The 22,480-nt window shown below is 72.2% G+C and carries 17 protein-coding genes and 2 pseudogenes; 14 read left to right on the forward strand and 5 right to left on the reverse strand.

Going from position 1 to position 22,480, the window contains the following annotated elements:
- Positions 1 to 63 precede the first annotated feature (63 nt).
- Positions 64 to 681, reverse strand: a pseudogene (locus ACGFZQ_RS13270) (penicillin acylase family protein); the annotation flags it as partial.
- A 108-nt stretch (positions 682 to 789) separates the two neighbouring features.
- Here ACGFZQ_RS13270 and ACGFZQ_RS13275 point away from each other — a divergent pair.
- From ACGFZQ_RS13275 to ACGFZQ_RS13295, 5 genes and pseudogenes are all read left to right on the forward strand, one after another.
- The gene (locus ACGFZQ_RS13275) at positions 790 to 2,292 is read left to right on the forward strand and encodes an acyl-CoA synthetase (protein ID WP_393840447.1); all 1,503 of its coding nucleotides are present in this window, start codon (positions 790 to 792) and stop codon (positions 2,290 to 2,292) included.
- 142 nt (positions 2,293 to 2,434) lie between these two features.
- Positions 2,435 to 2,758: pseudogene (locus ACGFZQ_RS13280) on the forward strand (fibronectin type III domain-containing protein); the annotation flags it as partial.
- Positions 2,709 to 3,449: a metallophosphoesterase family protein gene (locus ACGFZQ_RS13285; RefSeq protein WP_393840448.1), complete on the forward strand. Its 741-nt coding sequence runs from the start codon at positions 2,709 to 2,711 to the stop codon at positions 3,447 to 3,449. The pseudogene ACGFZQ_RS13280 and the gene ACGFZQ_RS13285, both read left to right, overlap by 50 nt.
- Positions 3,398 to 3,895 (forward strand): hypothetical protein, encoded by a 498-nt coding sequence (locus ACGFZQ_RS13290; protein WP_393840449.1) that lies wholly within the window; start codon positions 3,398 to 3,400, stop codon positions 3,893 to 3,895. Before ACGFZQ_RS13285 ends, ACGFZQ_RS13290 begins: the two co-directional genes overlap by 52 nt.
- Positions 3,896 to 3,923: 28 nt before the next feature.
- Positions 3,924 to 4,643 (forward strand): class I SAM-dependent methyltransferase, encoded by a 720-nt coding sequence (locus ACGFZQ_RS13295; protein WP_393840450.1) that lies wholly within the window; start codon positions 3,924 to 3,926, stop codon positions 4,641 to 4,643.
- Positions 4,644 to 4,693: 50 nt separating this feature from the next.
- On the opposite strand, the gene ACGFZQ_RS13300 is transcribed toward ACGFZQ_RS13295, so the two are convergent.
- Positions 4,694 to 6,289, reverse strand: a complete 1,596-nt coding sequence (locus tag ACGFZQ_RS13300; protein WP_393840451.1) for a sulfatase — start codon at positions 6,287 to 6,289, stop codon at positions 4,694 to 4,696.
- A gap of 238 nt (positions 6,290 to 6,527) precedes the next feature.
- Entirely contained in the window at positions 6,528 to 8,138 is a 1,611-nt protein-coding gene (locus ACGFZQ_RS13305; protein WP_351737780.1) for an acyl-CoA synthetase, read from the reverse strand.
- A gap of 186 nt (positions 8,139 to 8,324) precedes the next feature.
- On the opposite strand from ACGFZQ_RS13305, the gene ACGFZQ_RS13310 reads away from it, so the two are divergent.
- From ACGFZQ_RS13310 to ACGFZQ_RS13345, 8 genes are all read left to right on the forward strand, one after another.
- Complete coding sequence (locus ACGFZQ_RS13310; RefSeq protein ID WP_393840452.1) at positions 8,325 to 9,125, forward strand: crotonase/enoyl-CoA hydratase family protein; 801 nt, start codon at positions 8,325 to 8,327, stop codon at positions 9,123 to 9,125.
- 129 nt (positions 9,126 to 9,254) lie between these two features.
- Entirely contained in the window at positions 9,255 to 10,196 is a 942-nt protein-coding gene (locus ACGFZQ_RS13315) for a Zn-ribbon domain-containing OB-fold protein (protein WP_393840453.1), read from the forward strand.
- On the forward strand, positions 10,193 to 11,281 hold the full coding sequence (locus ACGFZQ_RS13320; protein WP_393840454.1) for a thiolase domain-containing protein: 1,089 nt from the start codon (positions 10,193 to 10,195) through the stop codon (positions 11,279 to 11,281). The genes ACGFZQ_RS13315 and ACGFZQ_RS13320 overlap by 4 nt, the downstream gene beginning before the upstream one ends.
- The gene (locus ACGFZQ_RS13325) at positions 11,278 to 12,444 is read left to right on the forward strand and encodes a thiolase domain-containing protein (RefSeq protein ID WP_393840455.1); all 1,167 of its coding nucleotides are present in this window, start codon (positions 11,278 to 11,280) and stop codon (positions 12,442 to 12,444) included. Before ACGFZQ_RS13320 ends, ACGFZQ_RS13325 begins: the two co-directional genes overlap by 4 nt.
- A gap of 83 nt (positions 12,445 to 12,527) precedes the next feature.
- On the forward strand, positions 12,528 to 12,770 hold the full coding sequence (locus ACGFZQ_RS13330) for a DUF397 domain-containing protein (protein WP_351707479.1): 243 nt from the start codon (positions 12,528 to 12,530) through the stop codon (positions 12,768 to 12,770).
- A gap of 149 nt (positions 12,771 to 12,919) precedes the next feature.
- Positions 12,920 to 13,822 carry a universal stress protein gene (locus ACGFZQ_RS13335; protein WP_393840456.1) on the forward strand — a complete coding sequence of 301 codons (903 nt, stop codon included), beginning with the start codon at positions 12,920 to 12,922 and terminating at the stop codon, positions 13,820 to 13,822.
- 138 nt (positions 13,823 to 13,960) lie between these two features.
- A complete protein-coding gene (locus tag ACGFZQ_RS13340) occupies positions 13,961 to 16,624 on the forward strand; it encodes an ATP-binding protein (RefSeq protein ID WP_393840457.1) in 2,664 nt (887 codons plus the stop codon).
- 163 nt (positions 16,625 to 16,787) lie between these two features.
- Positions 16,788 to 17,285 (forward strand): hypothetical protein, encoded by a 498-nt coding sequence (locus ACGFZQ_RS13345; RefSeq protein WP_351737765.1) that lies wholly within the window; start codon positions 16,788 to 16,790, stop codon positions 17,283 to 17,285.
- Between the two features lie 6 nt (positions 17,286 to 17,291).
- On the opposite strand, the gene ACGFZQ_RS13350 is transcribed toward ACGFZQ_RS13345, so the two are convergent.
- Together ACGFZQ_RS13350 and ACGFZQ_RS13355 are read right to left on the reverse strand one after the other, a co-directional pair.
- Positions 17,292 to 19,280 (reverse strand): N-acetylmuramoyl-L-alanine amidase, encoded by a 1,989-nt coding sequence (locus tag ACGFZQ_RS13350; RefSeq protein ID WP_393840458.1) that lies wholly within the window; start codon positions 19,278 to 19,280, stop codon positions 17,292 to 17,294.
- A gap of 256 nt (positions 19,281 to 19,536) precedes the next feature.
- The gene (locus ACGFZQ_RS13355) at positions 19,537 to 20,676 is read right to left on the reverse strand and encodes an aminoglycoside phosphotransferase family protein (RefSeq protein ID WP_351737761.1); all 1,140 of its coding nucleotides are present in this window, start codon (positions 20,674 to 20,676) and stop codon (positions 19,537 to 19,539) included.
- Between the two features lie 266 nt (positions 20,677 to 20,942).
- On the opposite strand from ACGFZQ_RS13355, the gene ACGFZQ_RS13360 reads away from it, so the two are divergent.
- Positions 20,943 to 22,442 (forward strand): hypothetical protein, encoded by a 1,500-nt coding sequence (locus ACGFZQ_RS13360; RefSeq protein WP_393840459.1) that lies wholly within the window; start codon positions 20,943 to 20,945, stop codon positions 22,440 to 22,442.
- Positions 22,443 to 22,480: the final 38 nt, after the last annotated feature.

Raw genomic sequence — 22,480 nt, forward strand, 5'->3', positions numbered from 1 at the left:
GGACGCACTCGCTCAGCTTTCGTGCACTCGGACGGATTCCAGCGCCGGGTACGAAAGGATGTCCTTCCCCCCGGTGATCTCGTCCACGGCGCCGCCCTGGCCGCCCAGCACGGAGAGCGCGTAGTAGCGGGTGGCCACGTCCAGCGTGGTGACCGGCCGCACCCAGGCGGCGCCCGTGCAGGCCGGGTCGGTGATCCGGTGCTTCGCGAGCCAGGTGTTGTATCCGGTGGCGAACCCCCGTATCAGGTCCTCCACCTGCCGGCTCGGGCCCAGCGGCGCCGGTTCGGCGAGCAGCTTCGCCACCGTGCCGGACTGCCGTACGCCCCGGAAGTAGAGGTCGCTGGAGAGGTTGTCCCCGGCCGACGAGAGCGAGAGGTCGGTGGCGGCGGCGGGACCGAAGAAGCGCGAGCGGTCGCCGCGTACGGTCGTGAAGCCGTCGGCGAGGGTGCAGACCTGGTCGGCCGCCTGCGCCCAGCCGGTGCCGAAGCCCAGGTCGGCGTAGTCCTCGGCGAGGATGTGCGGGATGCCGTACTCGGTGTAGCGGATGACGGCGGACAGACCGCCGTGCGAGGGACGGTCCTGACGGGCGGGCCGCTCGGCCGCGGCGGCCGGTAACGCGGCCGATGCGGTGAGCAGGGCGACGGCTGCGACGAGCAGCCGTCTCGTGCGGGTGGTGCGCATCTGAGTCTCCCAACGTCGTTGCGGGACAAAGCGGTTGGGCGCCTTCGGGTGCGGGTGCGGTTCCGTGGTGCTTGACCTCTCCCGGCGACGGGCCGAGGATCATGAGTCATGACGCAGGGACAGGGCAGCACGGTTGACGGGGTGCTGCGGCGCAGCGCCCGGCGCACCCCCGCGCGGGTGGCGCTGGAGTACGGCGAGCGCCGGTGGACGTACGGGGAACTCGACGACGCGGTCTCCCGGGCGGCGAGCGTCCTGCTCGACCAGGGCCTCGCCCGCGGCGACCGGGTCGGCACCTACGGGCACAACTCGGACGCCTACCTGATCGCGTTCCTCGCCTGCGCCCGGGCCGGCCTGGTGCACGTGCCGGTCAACCAGAACCTGACCGGCGACGACCTCGCCTACATCGTCGGCCAGTCGGGCAGCTCGCTGGTGCTCGCCGACCCGGGTCTCGCCGGCCGGCTCCCGGACGGGGCGAGGGCGTTGCCGCTGCGGGACGCCGACGGCTCGCTCCTCGCCCGGCTCGCGGACGCGCCGCCGTACGACGGTCCCGAACCGCGTACCGAGGACCTGGTGCAGTTGCTGTACACCTCGGGGACCACCGCCCTGCCCAAGGGCGCGATGATGACCCACCGGGCGCTGGTGCACGAGTACCTGAGCGCGATCGCCGCCCTCGACCTGAGCGCCGGGGACCGGCCCGCGCACGCGCTGCCGCTCTACCACTCCGCCCAGATGCACGTGTTCCTGCTGCCCTACCTGGCGGTCGGCGCCACCAACATCGTCCTGGACGGCCCGGACGGCGACACCCTCTTCGACCTGATCGAGGCCGGGCGCGTGGACAGCCTCTTCGCGCCGCCCACCGTGTGGATCGGGCTGTCCAACCGGCCCGACTTCGCAGCGCGCGACCTGGGCGGACTGCGCAAGGCCTACTACGGGGCGTCGATCATGCCGGTGCCCGTCCTGGAACGGCTGCGCGAACGGCTGCCGAAACTGGCCCTGTTCAACTGCTTCGGGCAGAGCGAGATCGGGCCGCTGGCCGCCGTACTGGCGCCCGAGGAACACAAGGGGCGGCTGGACTCCTGCGGCCGTACGGTGCTGTTCGTGGAGGCGAGGGTGGTCGACGAGGACGGCGAGGACGTGCCCGACGGCACGCCCGGTGAGATCGTCTACCGTTCACCGCAGTTGTGCGAGGGGTACTGGGAGAAGCCCGAGGAGACCCAGGAGGCCTTCCGGGACGGCTGGTTCCACTCCGGCGATCTCGCGGTGCGCGACGCCCACGGCTACTTCACCATCGTCGACCGGGTGAAGGACGTCATCAACTCCGGTGGCGTACTGGTCGCTTCCCGCCAGGTCGAGGACGCGCTCTACACCCATGAGGCCGTCGCCGAGGCCGCCGTGATCGGCCTGCCCGACGAGCGGTGGATCGAGGCCGTCACCGCGATCGTCGTGGCGCGCGGCGAGGTCGGCGAGGCCGAGCTGATCGCCCATGTGAAGGAGAAGATCCCCGCCTTCAAGGCGCCCAAGCGGGTGCTGTTCGTGGACGCGCTGCCCCGCAACGCCAGCGGGAAGATCCTGAAGCGGGAGCTGCGGGAGCGGTTCGGTGAGGTCTCGTGAGGACCCAAGACGTCTGGTTCCATACCTTGCGCGGCTTCCGGCACCACGTCCGCCGTTCACCGGTTGCGTGCACATAGCAGACATGCGCTGCTGCCTCCCCGTCCCCCTCGGCGCACTCGCGGGCATCCCCGGCCCCTGCGAGATGCTGCGCTCCGGTTTCCTGCTCGCACCCGCCCTGCTCAGGTCCGCCACCGCCCCCGCGCCCCGGCACCCCCGCTCCCTCGCCGCCGTCCACCTGGAACTGGTCACCCTCACCGAGGACCGCGCCGTCATCACCTGGCACACCGCGCTGCCCGGCACCGACGACGGCACCCGCCGTATGCTGCCCGCCGTCACGGAGGGCGAGGTCGTCTACGGCACCCATCCGGCCCGCCTCAACCGCACCGCGGGCGAGGACCGGCCCACCGCCCACCACCATGTCGAGCTCACCGGCCTGGAGCCGGGCCAGACGTACTACTACCAGGCCCGCTCCCGGGGCGTGGCCGCCACACCCACCGCGCTGCACCTGGTGCGCGGCAACGCGGCCGGCACCTCCCGGCACGGCCTCGGCTCGCCCGGCGGCCCCTACTCCTTCACCACCCCCCCAGCCCCCGCCCGGCCGCCACCTGCTCTCCCTCGCCCTCTGCAACGACCTGCACATCGGCGAGACCGTCGCCGGTCTGGTGGGCGGCGTGCGCTTCCTGCGCGGCGTGGCACAGCGGGCCGGGCGCACCGCCTACCCGGAGCTGATGACCCGCGCCGTGGTGGACGAGGCCCGCAGCCGCGGGGCCGAGCTGCTGCTGGCCGCCGGTGACATCTCCGCAGGCGGCGGACCACGCGACCTGGCGGAGGCCAGAGGGATCCTGGACGGCTTCGGCACCCATCGGCGGGACTACTTCGTGGTCCGCGGCAACCACGACCGCAGCGCCGAGGAGGGCGACACCTTCCGCCGCGCGTTCGGTACGCCGGACGGTCCCGGCTACTTCGAGCACGACGTGGGCGGGCTGCGGATCATCGGGCTCGACACCTACGACAAGCGCGGCAACGGCGGTGACGCGGGCGGCCTCGGCGCCGAGCAGCTGTCCTGGTTCGCCGCCGGTTGCGGGCCCATCGGGAACAGCCCACCGTGGTCTTCGGACACCATCCGCTCACCGTCCGGGACGCCCTCTTCCCGGTGAGCCCCGGGCAGCGCCTCGGCCGCCGCCAGGCCCGCGCGATCCTGCGGGCCTATGCCGCCGCCCCGGGCGTGTTCCTCCACCACGCCGGCCACACCCACCGCAACAAGCGCACGCGGGTGCCCCTCGCCCCCCAGGTGACCCTGCAGGAGGTCGGCGCCGCCAAGGAGTACCCCAGCGGGTTCTTCCTGCTGCGGATCCACTCCGGCGGCTACGCCCTCAACTTCTTCCGGGCCCGCCGCACCGAGGCCCTGGAGTGGAACGAGCGCAGCCGACGGCAGGCCGGGGGACTGTGGCCGTACCACGCGCTCGGCCGTACGGTCGCCGACCGCAACAGCGTGGCCGTCTACGACCTGTCCGGGATCGGCCGCCCGGCACAGCCGTCCGCGCCGCCCCGTTCGCCCCAAGGGATGACGGCTGTCCCGACCCCCCGCCTGGATGCGGCCTGAGGCACGGGTGCCTCCGTAGCGTGGGCGCATGGCGACCCTGTGGGAACTCATGCACGACTGCATCCCTGACGACCACGCCCGCCAGGTCACCTCCCGCTACTACCTCGACGAGGCCATGAGCTCGTCGCGGGCACCGGACCGGGTGGTCGACCTCGGATGCGGGCGCGGCACCTCGGCCGGGCTCTTCCGCCGGCACGCCCCGGACGTGCGGTGGGTGGGGCTCGACATCAGCGACTCCCCGGAAGCCGCGCAGCGCTCGCCCGGCGGCGACCCGGTGGTGTACTTCGACGGCGTCAACATGCCGTTCCGCTCCGACGCGCTGCCGCTGATCTACTCGCACCAGGTCTTCGAGCACGTCGCCCGGCCCAGAGAACTGCTCGCCGAGGTGGGCCGGGTGCTGCGTCCGGGCGGACTGTTCATCGGCAGCACCTCCCAGTTCGAGCCCTACCACTCCTTCAGCCTGTGGAACTACACGCCGTACGGGTTCCGGGTGCTGGTGGAGGAGGCCGGGCTGGCTCTGGAGGAGATCCGGCCCTCGCTCGACGGCGTGACCCTGATCATGCGCACCTACCACTCCTCGCGGAAGAAGGAGTACGGCCGGTTCTGGCAGACGGAGTCGCCGCTCAACACGGAGATCGACACCTGGGCACGCAAGAGCGGACGGCACACGGCCCTGGTGAACCTGCGCAAGCTCACGTTCTGCGGCCAGTTCGCGTTCCGGGTGACCAAGCCGGGCGCGAGCGCCTGACACCGCCGCCCGCACGCGTGGGGCCCGTTTCCCGGACTCCTGGGCCGGGATCAGTTCCGTGGTCCGAACGCCTTGAGGAAGCGGTCGCGGAACTGGTTCATCGCCCAGACCGGGGCGTCCCCGGCCGGCTTCAGACCGGGTGTCCAGCCCCAGTCGGCCACCCGGTCCAGGACCTTCGGGTCATGGGCGACGATCGTGATCGGGACGTCCCGGCGCGGGCTGCCCGCGACGACCTCCGGGCGGGGCTGGTGGTCGCCGAGGAACACCAGGACCGTGTTCGCGTCGGCGTAGCGCCGCATGAACCCGATCAGACCGCGCAGCGAGTACTCCACGGAGACCCGGTACTCGGTGCGCACGCTCTCCGTGTCCTTCCAGACCTCCGCCGGAACCTTGCCCGCCCGCTGGATCGGCCCGAAGACCGAGCCGTCACCCAGGTCCTTCCAGTCGACCATGCGGGGCAGGGGCGCCCAGGGCTGGTGGCTGGAGGCGAGGACGATCTCCGCCATCATCGGGCGCCGGTTCTTCCTGCCGAACTCCAGGCGCTCGAAGGCCTCCAGCGTGAACTGGTCGGGGACCGGGCTCCAGCTGAAGTACGGGCCGTGGTAGCCCAGCTGGGTGGAGTCGTAGGAGCGGTCGAGGCCGAAGAACCCGGACTCCGGCCAGGCGCGGCGGACGCCCGGGACGACGCCGACCGTGCGCCACGCACCGGTCTTGCGGAAGTACTTGTTGAGGGTCATCCGGTCGCCCGAGACGAGGTGGCGGTAGCGCTGCTGGTTGTTGATCCACAGCCCGGACAGCAGCGTGGCGTGGCACATCCAGCTGCCCGCCCCGAGCACCGGCGACCGCAGCCAGCCGCTGCGCGCGTCGAAACCGGCCGCCTTCAGGGATGCGGTGCCCTCCGTGAGGACCGCGCCGACCTGCCGGGCCATCGCCGGGTCCTCGATCGCCGTGCGGCCGTAACTCTCGACGAACGTCAATAGCACGTCCTTGCCGCGCAGGCCGGTGAGCAACCGGTCCGGTGGCGTCCTGGCGAAGGCGTCGACGGCGGCCTCCGCCTCGAAGACCCGCGCGTCGGCGAGCCCGGCGCGGACGGCCCGCACCCGCTCGTCCACCAGCTGCGCGGCCGGCGTCGAGGCGACGGGGGCACCGCCCACCTGGAGGCCGAAAGTCGCACAGGTGACCCAGGCGACGGCCAGGACCAGAGTGGTACGGCCCGCGGGAAGCCGACTGCGTGCCATCCGGTCGGCGAGCCGCACCGTGGCGAGGACGGTCAGGGCCGGCACGGCCACGACGAGCAGCAGCGCTCCGGCGATCGCGAACACCTCACTGGTCCGGCCGAACGACTCGCCCACATAGTCCGCCGCGTCGTCCAGCAGGATCCAGTCGAGCACCAGGTCGAAGGGGCGTTGCAGCACCGAGTAGAAGCCCATGTCCAGGCACTTCACGAGCGTCATCACCCCGAGCAGTACGCCCGCCACCACCGCCGTGGCCCGCCGTGCCCACCCGGGCAGCACCACCAGTACGGCCGCGAGCACGATCCCCTCGACCGGGATCCGCAGGAACGCCGGCGGCGTGAGGAGGTCGAGCCGGTTCGGCAGCGCCAGCGCGCCCAGCAGCAGAGCGGCGGCCAGGACCGTCGTCCCCACCGTGACCCCCCGGGCGAGAGGCCGGTGGCTCCGCCGCCGGCCGTCGTCACCGCCGGGCCCGGCCTGGGCGGACGGGGCCTTCGACGGGGCTTCGGTGTCCGGCGACTGAGGAGGCGTTGGGTGCGACACCGGAGGTCCTTCCGAGCGGTCGTCGTAACACTGTGCGCATGATCCACATCGAATCGTGCGCACAGAGTACGGCCCCCGGGCCGCCCCGCCGCGGTGGCACACGCGCGTCCTACCGGTCGGCGGCCACCGCCACCTCCCGTGCCCACCGGTAGTCCGCCTTGCCGCTCGGCGACCGCTGGATGGACTCGGCGATCACCAGCTGACGGGGGATCTTGTATCCGGCCAGCTGAGTACGGCAGTGGGCCTGGATGTCCGTGAGAGAGGGCCGGCCGGCGCCCTCGCGCAGCTGCACCACGGCCGCCACATGGTTGCCCCACCTGGCGTCCGGCACCCCGGCCACCAGCGCGTCGTACACGTCCGGATGGGACTTCAGCGCCTGCTCGACCTCCTCCGGGTACACCTTCTCGCCCCCGGTGTTGATGCACTGCGAGCCCCGGCCGAGCACCGTGACGACCCCGTCCTCGTCGACCGTGCCCATGTCGCCGAGGAGCACCCAGCGCCGGCCGTCCTTCGCGAAGAAGGTCTCGGCCGTTTTCCGCGGGTCGTTGTAGTAGCCGAGCGGGACATGGCCGCTCTGCGCGACCCGGCCGATCTCGCCCACCGCGACCGGCTCGTGGGTGGCCGGATCGACCACCTGTGTACGGGAGTTCACGCGGACGCGGAACCGGCTGCCGGCCCCGGAGTCGTTGGTCGCGGTGCCGTTGAAGCCGGACTCGGAGGACCCGAAGTTGTTCAGCAGCATGCAGTTCGGGACGAGTTCGCTGAACTGCCGGCGCACTGTCTCGGAGAGGATCGCGCCGGAGGAGGAGACACTGAACATGGAGGAGCAGTCGGTGCCCTTCATCGGTCCCTTCAGGGCGTCGATCAGCGGGCGCAGCATCGCGTCGCCGACCAGCGACATGCTGGTGACCTTCTCCTTCTCGACGGTCCGCAGTACCTCCTCGGGCACGAACCGGCGGTGGATCACCACCCTTTGCCCGAAGTTGAAGCCGATGAAAGTCGTGAGCGTCGACGTGCCGTGCATCAGCGGGGGAGTGGGGAAGAAGGTGATCCCCGTGCCGCCCGCCGCGACCCGCTCCGCCAGCTCCTCCGGCCGTTTCACCGGCTCACCGGTCGGCGCGCCACCGCCCAGCCCCGCGAAGAACAGATCCTCCTGACGCCACATCACACCCTTGGGCATCCCGGTGGTGCCGCCGGTGTAGATGATGAACTGGTCGTCCGCCGAGCGCGCCGGGAAGCCCCGCTCGGGCGACCCCGCCGCCTCGGCCTCCGCGAAGGACAGGGCCTTCGGGCCCGACTCGGCCTCGCCCACCCGCACCAGGTGGCGCAGCTTCGGGGCCCGGGGCAGCGCCGCCGCCACCCGGTCGTCGAACTCCGCGTCGAAGACCAGCGCGACCAGGTCGGCGTCCTGGTAGAGGTAGGCCAACTCGTCTTCGACATAGCGGTAGTTGACATTGACCGGCACGACCCGCGCCTTCAGGCAGCCGAGTACCGTCTGGAGGTACTCGACCCCGTTGTAGAGGTGCAGCCCGAGATGCTCGCCCGGGCGGATCCCGCTGTCGGCCAGATGGTGGCCGATGCGGTTGGCGGCCGCGTCCAGCTCCGCGTAGGTCAGCCGGCGTTCCGCACCCGTGCCGGGGTGGTCGAGGTAGACGAGCGCCTCGCGGTCCGCGGCCACGTCGACGACCGACTCGAACAGATCGGCAAGGTTGTACTCCACCGCTCCTCCTGACCCCGGCAACCATGGCGAAGAAAGGCGCACTTGTCGGTTCGCCGGTCATCAGAGCAAAGGGCGCGGCAAGTGGGAAGGGTTCGCGCTAAGAAATCTGACTGTCTGTCAGAAAACCCTTGAAGTGCCTCCCGCCCTACTGCAACCTGTTCTCGTTCCGGCAGAGGGGAGAGGTCCATGGGTGGGACAGAACACCTCACCGTACGGCGCGAGGGCGCCACACTGGTGCTCACGCTCAACAGGCCCGAGGCCAAGAACGCGCTCTCGATCTCCATGCTCGTCGGCCTCTACGACGGCTGGATCGAGGCCGACAAGGACGACGAGGTCCGCTCGATCGTGCTCACCGGAGCAGGCGGTGCCTTCTGCGCCGGGATGGACCTCAAGGCACTGGCCGGACAGGGCATGGCGGGCGAGCACCTCCGCGACCGGCTGAAAGCAGACCCGGACCTGCACTGGAAGGCGATGCTGCGCCACCATCGCCCGCGCAAACCGGTGATCGCCGCCGTCGAGGGCTACTGCGTCGCGGGCGGCACCGAGATCCTTCAGGGCACCGACATCAGGGTCGCGGGCGAGTCCGCGACCTTCGGGCTCTTCGAGGTGAAACGCGGGCTCTTCCCGATCGGCGGCTCCACGGTCCGGCTGCAACGCCAGATCCCGCGCACCCACGCCCTGGAGATGCTGCTCACCGGACGGCCGTACAGCGCCCAGGAGGCCGCCGCGGTCGGACTCGTCGGCCATGTCGTGCCGGACGGCACCGCGCTCGACAAGGCCCTGGAGATCGCCGAACAGATCAACGCGTGCGGGCCGCTCGCGGTCGAGGCGGTCAAGGCGTCGGTGTACGAGACCGCGGAGATGACGGAGACCGACGGGCTCGCGTCGGAGCTGAAGCGTGGGTGGCCGATCTTCGACACGGCCGATGCGAAGGAAGGTGCTCGCGCCTTCGCGGAGAAGCGACCGGCCGTCTACAAGCGCGAGTGATACCCGGGGTGCGTCGGACGCCGCGGGCCGTGTGTGGCTGGTCGCGCCCGCGCGGCGGAGCCGCAGATGCGCGCGCCCCGCGCCCCTTCGGGGGCGCGACACACCGACCTTCTCAAGGAGGCAGCCCCCATGCCCGAAGTCCTCAAAGCCCCCCTCGTCGTCGAGTTCCCCTTCACCCGCTCCCTCGGCCCGGTCCAGAGCGCCTTCCTCACCGGACTGCGCGAACGCGTCGTCCTCGGCGTGCGGACCGGCGACGGCCGCACCCTCGTCCCGCCCGTCGAGTACGACCCCGTCACCGCCGAGGAGATCCGCGACCTGGTCGAGGTCGCCCCCACCGGCACCGTCACCACCTGGGCCTGGAACCACGAACCCCGCCGCGGCCAGCCCCTCGGCACCCCCTTCGCCTGGGTCCTGGTCCGCCTCGACGGCGCCGACACCGCCCTGCTGCACGCCCTCGACGCCCCCGGCCCCGAGGCCGTCCGCACCGGCATGCGCGTCCGCGTCCGCTGGGCCGCGGAACGGTCGGGCGCCATCACCGACATCGCCTGCTTCGAACCGTACGACGGCGAAGCGGCCGAACCGACCGGCCACAGCGGCGAGTTCGACGACGCCGTGCACGGCATCGTCGCCCACGCCCGCCTCGACTACACCTACTCGCCCGGCCGCGCCCAGTCCGCCTACATCGACGCCCTGTCCACCCGGCGGACCTACGGCGAGCGCTGCCCCTCCTGCCGGAAGGTGTACGTCCCGCCGAGGGGCGCCTGCCCCACCTGCGGGGTGGCCACGGAGGAACAGGTCGAAGTGGGTCCCGGGGGGACGGTCACCACCTTCTGCATCGTCAACATCAAGGCGAAGAACCTCGACATCGAGGTGCCGTACGTCTACGGGCACATCGCCCTCGACGGCGCCGGCCTCGCCCTGCACGGCCGGATCGGGGGCATCCCCTACGACCAGGTGCGGATGGGCCTCAGGGTCGAGCCGGTGTGGACCGAGGGGGCCCGCTACCCCGACCACTACCGGCCGACCGGCGAACCCGACGCGGACTACGAGACATACAAGGAGCTGCTGTGACCGCACCGACGCGGGACATCGCGGTCGTCGCCTTCGCGCAGACCGACCACCGGCGCACCAGCGAGGAGCTCTCCGAGGTGGAGATGCTCATGCCGGTGCTGCACGACGTCCTCGAACAGACCGGGCTGCGCACCGCCGACATCGGCTTCACCTGCTCCGGCTCCAGCGACTACCTGGCCGGCCGTGCCTTCTCCTTCACCCTCGCCCTCGACGGCGTCGGTGCCTGGCCGCCGATCTCCGAGTCGCACGTCGAGATGGACGGCGCCTGGGCGCTGTACGAGGCGTGGACCAAGCTGCTCACCGGGGACGCCGACACCGCCCTCGTCTACTCGTACGGCAAGTCCTCACCCGGCTCCGTCCGGGACGTGCTCACCCGCCAGCTCGACCCCTACTACGTGGCCCCCCTCTGGCCGGACTCCGTCGCCCTCGCCGCGCTCCAGGCGCAGGCCCTCATCGACGCGGGCCACACCGACGAGCCCGCGCTGGCTGCGGTCGGCGCCCGCAGCCGGGCCGACGCCGGCACCAACTCCCACGCCCAGCTCCGGGGTTCGGTACCGCAGGGCGACTACCAGGTACGGCCGCTGCGCACCGGCGACTGCCCGCCCATCGGCGACGGGGCCGCCGCGGTGATCCTCGCGGCGGGGGCGCGGGCCCGCGAGCTGTGCTCCCGGCCCGCCTGGATCCGGGGCATCGACCACCGCATCGAGGCGCACGGCCTCGGCGTCCGCGACCTGACCGACGCACCGTCCGCCCGGCTCGCCGCCGAACGGGCCGGCGCCTTCGAACGGCCCGTCGACACCGCCGAACTGCACGCGCCGTTCAGCTCGCAGGAGGTCGTGCTCCGCAGGGCGCTGCGGCTCGGCGACGACGTACGGGTGAACCCGTCCGGCGGGGCCCTCGCCGCCAACCCGATCATGGCCGCCGGGCTGATCCGCATCGGCGAGGCCGCCGCCCGCATCCACCGCGGCGACTCCGACCGTGCCCTCGCCCACGCCACCTCCGGGCCCTGCCTGCAGCAGAACCTGGTCGCCGTACTCGAAGGGGATCCGTTGGAGAGCCCCTCTCAGGAAGGGGATCCGCGATGAGCAAGGAGCCCGTGGCCGTCGTAGGGATCGGCCAGACCAAGCATGTGGCGGCCCGGCGGGACGTGTCGATCGCCGGGCTGGTCCGGGAGGCCGCGCGACGCGCCCTCGACGACGCCGAGCTGGGCTGGGCCGACATCGACGCCGTCGTCATCGGCAAGGCGCCCGACTTCTTCGAGGGCGTGATGATGCCCGAGCTCTACCTGGCGGACGCGCTGGGGGCGGTCGGCAAACCCATGTTGCGGGTCCACACGGCGGGGTCCGTCGGCGGCTCCACGGCGCTCGTCGCCGCCAACCTCGTCGCCGCCCGCGTCCACCCCACGGTGCTCACGCTCGCCTTCGAAAAGCAGTCCGAGTCCAACGCCATGTGGGGACTGTCCCTGCCGATCCCCTTCCAGCAGCCGCTGCTGGCGGGCGCGGGCGGTTTCTTCGCCCCCCATGTGCGGGCCTACATGCGGCGCAGCGGCGCCCCCGACACCGTCGGCTCGCTGGTCGCCTACAAGGACCGCCGCAACGCGCTCAGGAACCCCTACGCCCACCTCCACGAGCACGACATCACCCTGGAGAAGGTCCAGGCGTCCCCCATGCTGTGGGACCCGATCCGCTACTCGGAGACCTGCCCCTCCTCCGACGGCGCCTGCGCCATGGTCCTCACCGACCGGGCCGGAGCTGCGCGCTCCCCGAAGCCGCCCGCCTGGATGCTGGGCGGCGCCATGCGCAGCGAACCCACCCTGTTCGCCGGCAAGGACGCCGTCTCGCCGCAGGCCGGCAAGGACTGCGCGGCCGACGTCTACCGGCAGGCCGGGATCGCCGACCCGCGCCGGGACATCGACGCCGTCGAGATGTACGTACCGTTCTCGTGGTACGAGCCCATGTGGCTGGAGAACCTCGGCTTCGCCGCGGAGGGCGAAGGCTGGAAACTCACCGAATCGGGCGTCACCGAACTCGACGGGGACCTCCCCGTCAACATGTCGGGCGGAGTGCTCTCCACCAACCCGATCGGCGCCTCCGGCATGATCCGCTTCGCCGAGGCCGCCCTCCAGGTCCGCGGCCAAGCCGGAGAACACCAGGTGGACGGCGCCCGCAAGGTGCTCGGGCACGCCTACGGCGGCGGCTCCCAGTTCTTCTCGATGTGGCTGGTCGGCGCCGCGGCACCCGACTCGTGAAAGGACCCCGTCACGTGGCCTGTTGAGTGCCGGAACCGAAAGCTAGGCTGGCCGCGGACGACGAATTCGGGAGGAGCACGGACGTGGCCGAGAGCACCATCCAGCAGCAGTCGGTACTGGGCTGGGACAAGCCGGAGCTGGACCTCAGCGAGGCCGAGTGGCAGTCCAGCAGCCGTGGCCGGGGGGATGTCCAGATCGCCTTTGTCGAGGGATTCATCGCGATGCGCAACAGCGGCCGCCCGGAGAGCCCTTCCCTCATCTTCACCCCCGCCGAATGGGGCGCCTTCGTGTCGGGGGCCCGGGAGGGCGAGTTCGACCTGACCTGAGCGCTCCCCCGGGCTCTGCGGCAGAGAGGTGAACCGGGGGGTGTTCCGCAAGGATTTCCGGACACGTGACCAGCAGCGCCTTTCCGGGGCCGCCGCCTGAGACAGGCTGGCCCCGGACACGGAAGGTCGTATTCCGGAGGTGAGCAACGATGAGCACTGCGCCGGTCATCGCCGCGGTGGACGGGTCGGACGACAGCCTGCGCGCCCTGGACTGGGCCCTCGACGCGGCCCGGCGACGGGACGCGCCGCTGCGGGTGGTGCACGTGCGCCAGTACGCCGCCTGGGGACAGCCGGACGTCATGGTCGCCGGAGAGCCCGACACGGCCGGCGACCCCGTCCTCGACGAGGTCGGCGACCGGCTGGCCGCCGACGCCGGGGGACCGGCCGTGGAGTACGTCGCCATGGAGGGCGCCCCGTCGGCGCTGCTGCCCGAACTGGGCTCCGACGCCCAGCTGTTGGTGCTCGGCTCCCGGGGCCGCGGCGGCTTCGCCAGCCTGATCCTGGGGTCCAACGGCATGGCCGCCGCCCGTGACGCCCGGTGCCCGGTGGTCGTCGTACCCAGGCCGGGGCGCGAGGTCCCCGACGAGTTCCCCGCCCGGTCCGGGCCCCGGGTCGTCGTCGGCGTGGACGTGGACAGCCCCGACGACGCCACCCTCGCGTTCGCCTTCGCGGAGGCCGCCCGGCGCGGCGCCCGGCTCCAGGTGATCGCCGCCTACCCGTGGCCGGTCCAGTTCTGGGCCACGGCCGGAGCGCTCGCCCCGCCGACCGTCGACCAGGACGAGGTCGAACAGGAGACCCGCACCCTGGCCGAGGGCTTTCTCGCCCCGCACCTAAAGGAGCACCCGAACGTGCCCGCCGAGGCCCTCGCGCTGCCCGGAGACGCGGCCGGCGCCCTGGTCGCCGCCTCCAAGGACGCCGAACTGGTCGTCGTCGGACGGCATCGACGGCGCCTGCTCGCCCCGGCCCGCATGATCGGCTCGGTCACCCAGGCCGTCCTGCTGCACGCGGCGAGCCCGATCGCGGTGATCCCGCCGCCGTCCGAAGAGTCCTGAAGTGTCCTGTCAAGCCCCTTGGGTCAGTAACCGTCAGTAGGGAGCGGATCACACTCATCGGGCGTACGCTGAGCTGCCTGCAAGCCACGGTGCGCGCCCGCTCCCCGCGCTCGCGCATCACCGTGGCAGGGGGTGGTCATGGGACAGCGGGTCCTTCGGAACCGACGGACGCTCTACGAACGTGAGAGTGAACTCGCCGTCGTCGACGAGGCGTTGGCCGAACTCACCGGTCTCAACGCGATCGGCGCGGCACCGGCCGACCGGCAGCTCGGCGCACTGCTCGCCTTCGCCGGCCGCGCCGGGATCGGCAAGACCACGCTCCTGGCCGAGGTCCGCCGCCGCGCCGCCGCGCAGGGCTGCACCGTGCTCTCCGCCCGTGGCGGCGACCAGGAACAGCGCGTCGCCTTCCATGTCGCCCGCCAGCTCCTGCAACCCCTCCTCGCCGGCGCACCGGAGGCCGAACTCCGCGCCTCACTGGGCAGTTGGTACGACATCGTCGGCCCCGCCCTGGGTCTGTGCGCCCCCACCGAGGGCGCCCCGCCCGACCAGCAGGGCCTGCGCGACGGCCTCGACTGGGTGCTCACCCACCTCGTGGTGCGCCAGGCGCCGATGGTCCTCGTCCTTGACGACGCGCACTGGGCCGACCCCGAATCCCTGGGCTGGCTGGCCGCGTTCGCACCCCGCGCCGAGCAACTCCCGCTGCTCGTCGTCGTCGCCTACCGGCCCGACGAACTCCCGGACCACGCCGAGTCGTTGCGCGGACTGCCCAGCCGGGCCGGCGGCCGCCCGCACGACCTGGAACCGCTCAGCGCCGACGCCGTCGCCGGCCTGGTCCGCGAGAGCCTCGGCGCGCACGCCGACGACGCCTTCTGCCACGAGTGCTGGGCCGTCACCGCCGGCAACCCCTTCGAGACCGTCGAACTGACCGCCAAGGTCTCCGACCGGGGCCTCGACCCCACCGAGGCCGGCGCACCCCTGCTGCGCGACCTCGCCGCCGCCGTCAAGGGCAGCGGCCTGATCGCCCGGCTGGAACGCCTCGGCCCCTCCACCCTCCGGTTCGCCTGGGCCTGCGCCGTCCTCGGCACCGAGATCCATCCCGCGCTCGCCGCCGCCGTCGCCGGCCTCGGCCAGGAGGAGGCCGCCGACGCCGCCGACGCCCTGCGCGGCGTCCGTGTCCTCACCGGCGCCGAGACCCTGGAGTTCGTCCACCCGCTGATCGCCACCGCCGTCTACCGGGCCATCCCGCCCGGCGTCCGGGTCGCCCTGCACGGCCAGGCCGCCTGGTGCGTCACCGACGACGGCCAGGGCGCCGCCACCGCCGCCCGCCACCTCCTGGAAACCCACCCCGAGGGCGACCCCTGGGTCGTCCAGCGGCTGCGTGCCGCCGCCGGCGAGACCCTGCGGGCCGGCGCCCCCGACGCCGCCTGCCGCTACCTCGCCCGGGCCCTGCGCGAGCCGCCGCCCGCCAAGGACCGCGCCGCCGTCCTCTACGAACTCGGCAGCGCCTCCCTGCTCACCGAACCCGCCACCACCGTCAACCACCTGCGCGCGGCCCTCGCGGAACCCATCGCCGAGCCCGGGCTGCGCCAGAACATCGTCTACCGCCTCTCCCAGGTGCTCGCCCACAGCGACCGGCTCGCCGAGGCCTCCGAGATCCTCGCCCGGGAGATCCGGGTGACCGGCGACGCCCGGGTCCGGCTGCGGATGCTCTCCGAACAGTTCATGTGGGACGCCTTCCGCGCCGACGAACCCGACCACCCCTCCCGCTCCCGCCGGCTGGCCCGGCTCGCCGACCGGCTCCAGGGCCGCGACCTCACCGAGCGGTACATCATCGGCCTGCGCACCTGGGACGCGGTCCAGCGCGGCGAACCCGCCCAGGTCGCGCTTCGCCACGCCGAGCGCGCCCTCGCCGGCGGCCTCGGCTGGGCCGAGTCGGACCGCGGTTTCGAGGTGCCCGTCCTGGTCGCCCTCGCCTTCATGTACGCGGACCGGCCCGACCGCACCGAGGAACTCTTCGCCACCGGCACCGCCGACTTCGAACGCCAGGGCTGGCGCGGTGCGCACCTCTCCTTCGCCTACACCCTCCACGGTTATGTCCGCTACCGGCGCGGCCGCCTCGCCGAGGCCGAGGACCTGGTCCGTTCCGGGCTGCGCCTCGCCGAACGGGTCGGCCCCGGCACCCCCGCCCACTGGTACGCGGTCGGCACGCTCGTGCAGACCCTGCTCGCCCGCGGCCGTACCGACGAGGCCACCCGGATCGCGGAGGACCACTCCTTCCACGAGCCCTTCCCGGCGGCCGTGGTCTTCCCCGACGCCCAGACGGTGTACGGCGAGCTGCTCCTCGCCCGCGGCCTCACCCAGGACGCGGCGGCCGAGCTGGCGGCCGCGGGCCGCCGCCTCGAACCACGCGGTATCCGCAACCCCGCGTGGTGCCCCTGGCAGCTCCATCTGGCCCGCGCCGAGAGCCACGACACACCCGACCGCGCCCTTGCCACGGCCCTGGAAGCGGTCGGCCGCGCCCGCCAGTTCGGCGCCCCCTCGGCGATCGGCCAGGCCCTGCGCACCGCGGCGGAGGTCACGACGGGCCCCGCCCGCCTGACCTACCTGAAGGAGGCGGTGACCCACCTGGAACGCTCTCCGGCAGCCTACGAACTGGCTTGCGCGCTGGTAGCCCTGGGCACGGAACTCCAGGACGCCGACTACCTTCGCAGGGGCCTGGAGACGGCGGAGGGGTGCGGGGCGGACGGCCTGGCGGACGAGGCACGAGCCAAGCTGGTGGCGACGGAGGCGGCGGCTCTGTAGCAGACGCCGGGCCGGCATGCCAAGGGGCGCGGGGCTGTATCTGATATGCGGCTCCGCCGCGCGGGCGCGAACAGCCACAACGGCGCCGCCCCCACCGCACCACCGCCACCTGCCCCGGCGCCTTCGGCCCAGCCCGGCGCCGCCGACCCGTACCATGGACCGCATGTCGTTCCTCCGTCGCCGCAGCGCCACTCCCGCCGGCCCCGACTTCGACGTACTGGCCATGGACCCGGGCGACTGGCCCGGCAACCTCGGCGCCGGGCTGCTGCCCGCCCCCGACGGCACCTGCCAGGGCGTCTTCCTGCGCTACGACCTCTTCGGCGGCCGCGGCCCCGCGATGATCATCGGCAACCTCCCCGAGGGCTCCCCGGCCCGCGAGGTCGCGGAGAACGAGGTCCCCTTCGAGGTCGGCCAGCTCCTGCTCGCGCTGGAGAACGACGAGGACGTCACCGTCGTCGGCACCGAGGACATGCCGGTCCTCCAAGGCGACAACCTGCTGATCGTCCGCCGCCTCAAGCTCTCCGAGAGCCGGATCTCCTGCGTCCAGTTCGACCGCAGCGACGGCGTCCTCGTGACCATCGCCGCCTGGGACCGCCCGATCACGGACGACCTGTACGCCCTGCTGAAACCACTCCCGGCGGAGCTGTTCCAGCAGGGCTGACGACGGTTACCGCCGCCCCCACCGGCCGGCGGGCGCCACCGTCACGTCGGCCGCGCGGACGAACTCGACCCGGTGGCCGTACTGGATCTCGTAGTACAGGTCCTTGCCGACCACGACCCGGTGCGATGCGGTGTCGAAGGTGACCGCGTAGTAGTACTCGCCCGGCACCGCGTCACCGACCACGTACTCCTGGCCCGCGGGGACGGTGTACGGCAGCGCCGACACCGCCTGCGCGGGCACCCCGGAGGGGTACGCGGCCGCCTCCGGATAGGCACGGCCGTACACCGGGATGCTGGTCAGCCCCGCCTTCGGCGTCACCACCAGCCCTGTCGCGGTCACCGCCGTCGGCGCCTTCGCCGGGTTCCTGAACCAGGCCTTCTGCCCCAGGTACCAGATCGCGGTCCAGTCACCCCAGGTGTCCGCCACCGCGTACTGCTGGCCGGTGGAGACCCGCGAGGAGAGATCGTTGACGTCGGTCGTGGGCGTCCTGCCGAGGCCGATGTCCTTGATCAGGGCCGAGCTCTCGTCATGGTCGGAGTACAGCCGTACCTCGCCGGAACCGTGCGCGGCGCACGGCTGGCCGCTGGTGACGCAGCCGGTGTACGTCGGCTGGTTCGTGGCGTAGTCCGGCAGGATCGTCACCAGACCGCCCTTCTTGCCCGCCGTGCGCTTGAAGGGGTGCTCCAGCAGCTCGAAGTAGTGCCGCCAGTCCCAGTACGGGCCGGGGTCGGTGTGCATCCCGGGGATGGTGGAGGTGGTCGGCCCCGGCACGTTCTCGTGGCCGAGGATGTGCTGCCGGTCCAGCGGGATGCCGTACTCGGTGGTCAGGTACTTCACCAGCCGGGCCGACGACCGGTACATCGCCTCCGTGTACCAGGCGTCCGGCGCGGCGAGGAAACCCTCGTGCTCGATACCGATCGACTTGGCGTTGATGTACCAGTTGCCCGCGTGCCAGGCCACGTCCTTCGCCTTGACATGCTGGGCGATCAGACCGTCGGTGGAGCGGATGGTGTAGTTCCAGGACACATAGGTCGGGTCCTGGACCAGGTTGATGGTCCCGTCCCAGGCGCCCTCCGTGTCATGGATGACGATGTACCTGATGCTCTGCGAGTCCGGCCGGTCGCCGACGTCGTGGTTGCCGTAGTCGTTGTCCCCGAACTCCTCGTAGGGCGCCGGGATCCATTCGCACGACACCGTTGTCGGGCATTCCGTGTCGTCCGCCGCCACCGTGCGCAGCCCGGTCAGCTTCAGCTGCGCGGTGTCGGCCTTCAGATCCGGCTGGGCGGCGAGGGCGACGCGCTCTCCCTCGTCCGTGGTGCGTTCCTGGCCCGTGTGGAGGACGTCGAACACGTCGTTCGCGTACGCCGCCGCGGTCGCCGAGTCGCCGGCGCCGGAGAAGCGGGCGACCGCGCCGTACCAGTCGGCCGGGTCGGCGCTGAGCGGCTGGTGCAGGGACCGCTGGGCGGCCGCGAGCAGGGCGGCGCCGCCGGCCACGTTCGACGCCGGATCGGTGCGCAGCTCGCCCGCCGGGATGCCGGTCAGCCGGGCGGCCCGGAGGAGGGTCTTGAGACGGGCCGGGAGCGCGGAGTCCGCCGGCACCTTGGCGCTGGGGTGCAGGGCCGGACGGGCACTGTCGCCGCGGGCGTCCTCGGTGCCGTTGGCGAAGTGCTCGGTGCTGGTGGCCAGCGCGGTGCGCGCGTCGGTGAGGTGCATCGGGCCGTAGCCGCCCGTCACACTCGGCGCGCCGTCATGGGTGTCCCAGCGGGACTGGAGATAGGAGACGGCCAGCAGAACGCTCTGCGGCACGTGGTACTCGGTCGCGGCGGACGCGAACGCACGCTGGAGCAGTCCGGCGGACGACGCGGTCCCGCCGGGGGGCGGAGCGGCACCCAGCAACGGCAACAGCAGTGCCGCGGAGCCGACGGCGGCGGCCGCCGCCCTCCGCATGTGTCTGCCGCCGCGCGTGGGCGCTGGCTCGGTGACGGATCCTCGCAATGCGGCCTCCTGGGGCGATCGAGCGCGACGGGGCGTGCGGGGGCTGAGCGTGGCTCAGTGGTACCGGCTTGCCGACGATCCGTCAATCATGCCCAGTAGGGGAGAATTCCCATGTCATACGATGATCGTGGGAGTTTCGTGGTGGAGGTTCCCCGGCCTGCGCGGCGTCAGTGGCGTACACCAGTGAGCGGTACGGCCACCCGAGAAATCCGCGGTGCACGGTTGCCCTGAACGCACCGCGGATTTCCCGTCCCCGTCAGCGAGTGCCGACCGCCGCGCGCACAGCCCGGCGGGCCAGCTGGCAGTCGTCGTGCAGCCGCCGGAGCAGCAGCCGCTGTTCCTCGCCGGTCGGCGCGGCACCCGGGTGGGCCATACCCTGTGCCGCCGGGGTCGCGTCGTGCATCGAACGCTGCACGGCGGTCTCGTAGGTCCGGATCTCCCGGGTGAGGACCAGCATCAGGTTCACCAGGAAGGCGTCCCGGGACGCGGGCCCCGCCGACTGGGCGATCTGGCTGATCTGACGACGCGCCACCGGGGCGTCCGCGAGAACCGACCAGAGCGTCGCCAGGTCGTACCCCGGCAGATACCAGCCCGCGTGCTCCCAGTCCACCAGCACTGGACCGGCCGGTGAGAGCAGGATGTTCGAGAGCAGGGCGTCTCCGTGGCAGAACTGGCCCATCCCTTGCCGGCCCGCCGCGACCGCGATGCCGTGCAGCAGCTTCTGCAGGTCACCCATGTCCCGGTCGGTGAGCAGACCCAGCTCGTGGTACCGGGAGATTCGGGCCGCGTAGTCCACCGGAGCGTCGAAGGTGCCCGCCGGGGGCCGCCAGGCGTTCAGCCGGCAGATCGCGCCCAGGGCGGCCCGGATGTCCGCCCGGGGCGGAGCCTCCGCCGGGTGGCGCTGTACCGCCGCCACCCGGCCGGGCATCCGCTCGATCACCAGCGTGCAGTTGTCCGGATCCGCCGCGATCAGCCTCGGCACCCGGATCGGCGGCCGGTGCCGGACGAACGAGCGGTATGCCGCTATTTCGTGGCGGATCCGCTCCGCCCAGGCGGGGGAGTGGTCCAGTAGACACTTGGCTACGGCCGTGCTGCGCCCCGTCGTCCCGACGAGGATCACGGACCGCCCGGAGCGCCGCAGCACCTGCACCGGAGCGAACTCCGGGCAGATCCGGTGCACCGACGCGATCGCGGTGCGCAGCTGTGCGCCCTGGGGGCCGGACAAGTCGAGTCTCCCGCTGAGCGGTTGGGTGCCCGGAGCCGCGGGGCGCCGTGGCCGGCCCACGACCGGTACGGCGGCCCCGGTACGTGCGGGGTCGAGATAGGGTCCGCTGCCCGCCGGGCGGGGGCGCAGCGTCCGGGGCGGGGCGGACACGGAGGACGATGCTGCGTACATGGGCGATACAGATCCCTTCGTGTACCTGCGGTGCCTGCCTGAGAAGTCCTGCGAGAGGTCCTCGGCGCCCACCCGGCCCGGCCGCCCGGACACACCCTGGGGAGTGTGCCCGTCGAGTGGCGACCGGGTCGGGGTGGCGCGTTCCTACCTGACACCCATTGCCCAGTGGCACACCATCTGGCGCACCCTGGCGAACCGTGGCGAATAGTCGCCCGGCAATCGTCACCGGGCTACTGTCAACTCAGCCGAGAACCTGGGGGCTTGACGTGAGCGGACAATCCAACACCCGCCTCTCGGACCTGTTCGGCCTGGCCGGCTGGTCCAAGGGTGAACTCGCGAGGCTGGTCAACCGGCAGGCGGCGGCCATGGGCCACCCCCAGCTGGCGACCGACACCTCCCGGGTGCGGCGGTGGATCGACACGGGAGAGATCCCGCGCGATCCGGTGCCGCGGGTGCTGGCGGCCCTGTTCACCGAGCGTCTCGGTCGTGTCGTGACCATCGAGGACCTCGGTCTGGTACGGCACGGGCGTACGGGAAAACGGCCGGACGACGGGAACGTGGAACATCCCGACGGCATGCCGTGGGCGCCCGAACGAACCGCCGCGGTCCTCACCGAATTCACGGGAATGGACCTCATGCTCAACCGACGCGGCTTGGTGGGCGCGGGTGCCGCGCTCACCGCGGGATCCGTACTCAGCAGCGCCATGTACGAGTGGCTGCACACCGACCCCACCCTGAAGGCCGACGCCCCCGTCCTCGACGACCCTCTGCACGCCGACCCCGCTGGGTTCGACCGCTACGAGGCCGCCCCCATCGGGTCCGAGGAGATCGAGGAACTGGAGCGCTCCGTCGAGGTGTTCCGCGCCTGGGACGCGGCCCGCGGCGGCGGGCTGCAGCGCAAGGCCGTGGTGGGACAGCTCAACGAAGTGGGCGGCATGCTCGCCTACCGTCACCCCGACCATCTGCAGCGGCGCCTGTGGGGCGTCGCCGCGAACCTCGCCGTCCTCGCGGGCTGGATGTCACATGACATCGGCCTGGAGCCCACGGCCCAGAAGTACTTCGTCATCGCCGCCCACGCGGCCCGTGAGGGCGGTGACCGGCCGCGTGCCGGGGAGGCGCTCTCCAGGGCGGCTCGCCAGATGGTGCACATCGGCCGGCCCGACGAGGCACTCGACCTGATGAAACTCGCCCAGTCCGGCTCGGGACACGAGGTGCTGCCGCGCACCCAGGCGATGTTCCACACCGTCGAGGCGTGGGCGCAGGCGTCGATGGGCAAGGGCCAGGCGATGCGCCGAACCCTCGGTCAGGCGGAGAGCCTCTTCGTCTCGGACCTCAGCGACGTGCCGCCGCCGAGCTGGATGCAGATGTTCAACGAGGCGGATCTGTACGGCATGCAGGCCCTGGCCTACCGCACGCTGGCCGACCATGACCCGAGCGCGGCCGTGCACGCCCGGCACTATGCGGAGAAGGCCCTGACGCTCAGGGCCGACGGCAAGCAGGAGCGGTCGAAGATCTTCGACTTCCTCTCCATGGCCTCCGCCTGCTTCATCGCGGACGACCCCGAACAGGCGGGCCACTACGCGCGGTTGGCCCTGATGTCGATGGGATCCAACTCCTCTCACCGCACCTGGGACCGGCTGCGCCAGATGTACCGGCTCACCGCCGAATACGCCGGCTACCCGAAGATCCAGGAACTGCGGGAGGAGATCAAGCTCGCCCTGCCCAAGGCCAGGAACAGGGGGACGAACAACAGCGCACAGGCGTAGGGGCCTGTGCGCATCCATGCGCACTGGTTGATCCGGGT

The organism is Streptomyces sp. NPDC048254, assembly GCF_043201895.1.
In the GTDB taxonomy this organism is placed as follows: Bacteria; Actinomycetota; Actinomycetes; order Streptomycetales; family Streptomycetaceae; genus Streptomyces.

Bases quoted from the DNA above. Each gene is read 5' to 3' on its own strand.
- ACGFZQ_RS13310 (WP_393840452.1), top strand. From the start codon at position 8,325: ATGGGTGGGACAGAACACCTCACCGTACGGCGCGAGGGCGCCACACTG.
- ACGFZQ_RS13295 (WP_393840450.1), top strand. From the start codon at position 3,924: ATGGCGACCCTGTGGGAACTCATGCACGACTGCATCCCTGACGACCAC.
- ACGFZQ_RS13355 (WP_351737761.1), bottom strand. From the start codon at position 20,676: ATGTACGCAGCATCGTCCTCCGTGTCCGCCCCGCCCCGGACGCTGCGC.
- ACGFZQ_RS13345 (WP_351737765.1), top strand. From the start codon at position 16,788: ATGTCGTTCCTCCGTCGCCGCAGCGCCACTCCCGCCGGCCCCGACTTC.
- ACGFZQ_RS13275 (WP_393840447.1), top strand. From the start codon at position 790: ATGACGCAGGGACAGGGCAGCACGGTTGACGGGGTGCTGCGGCGCAGC.
- ACGFZQ_RS13335 (WP_393840456.1), top strand. From the start codon at position 12,920: ATGAGCACTGCGCCGGTCATCGCCGCGGTGGACGGGTCGGACGACAGC.
- ACGFZQ_RS13340 (WP_393840457.1), top strand. From the start codon at position 13,961: ATGGGACAGCGGGTCCTTCGGAACCGACGGACGCTCTACGAACGTGAG.
- ACGFZQ_RS13315 (WP_393840453.1), top strand. From the start codon at position 9,255: ATGCCCGAAGTCCTCAAAGCCCCCCTCGTCGTCGAGTTCCCCTTCACC.
- ACGFZQ_RS13285 (WP_393840448.1), top strand. From the start codon at position 2,709: ATGTCGAGCTCACCGGCCTGGAGCCGGGCCAGACGTACTACTACCAGG.
- ACGFZQ_RS13325 (WP_393840455.1), top strand. From the start codon at position 11,278: ATGAGCAAGGAGCCCGTGGCCGTCGTAGGGATCGGCCAGACCAAGCAT.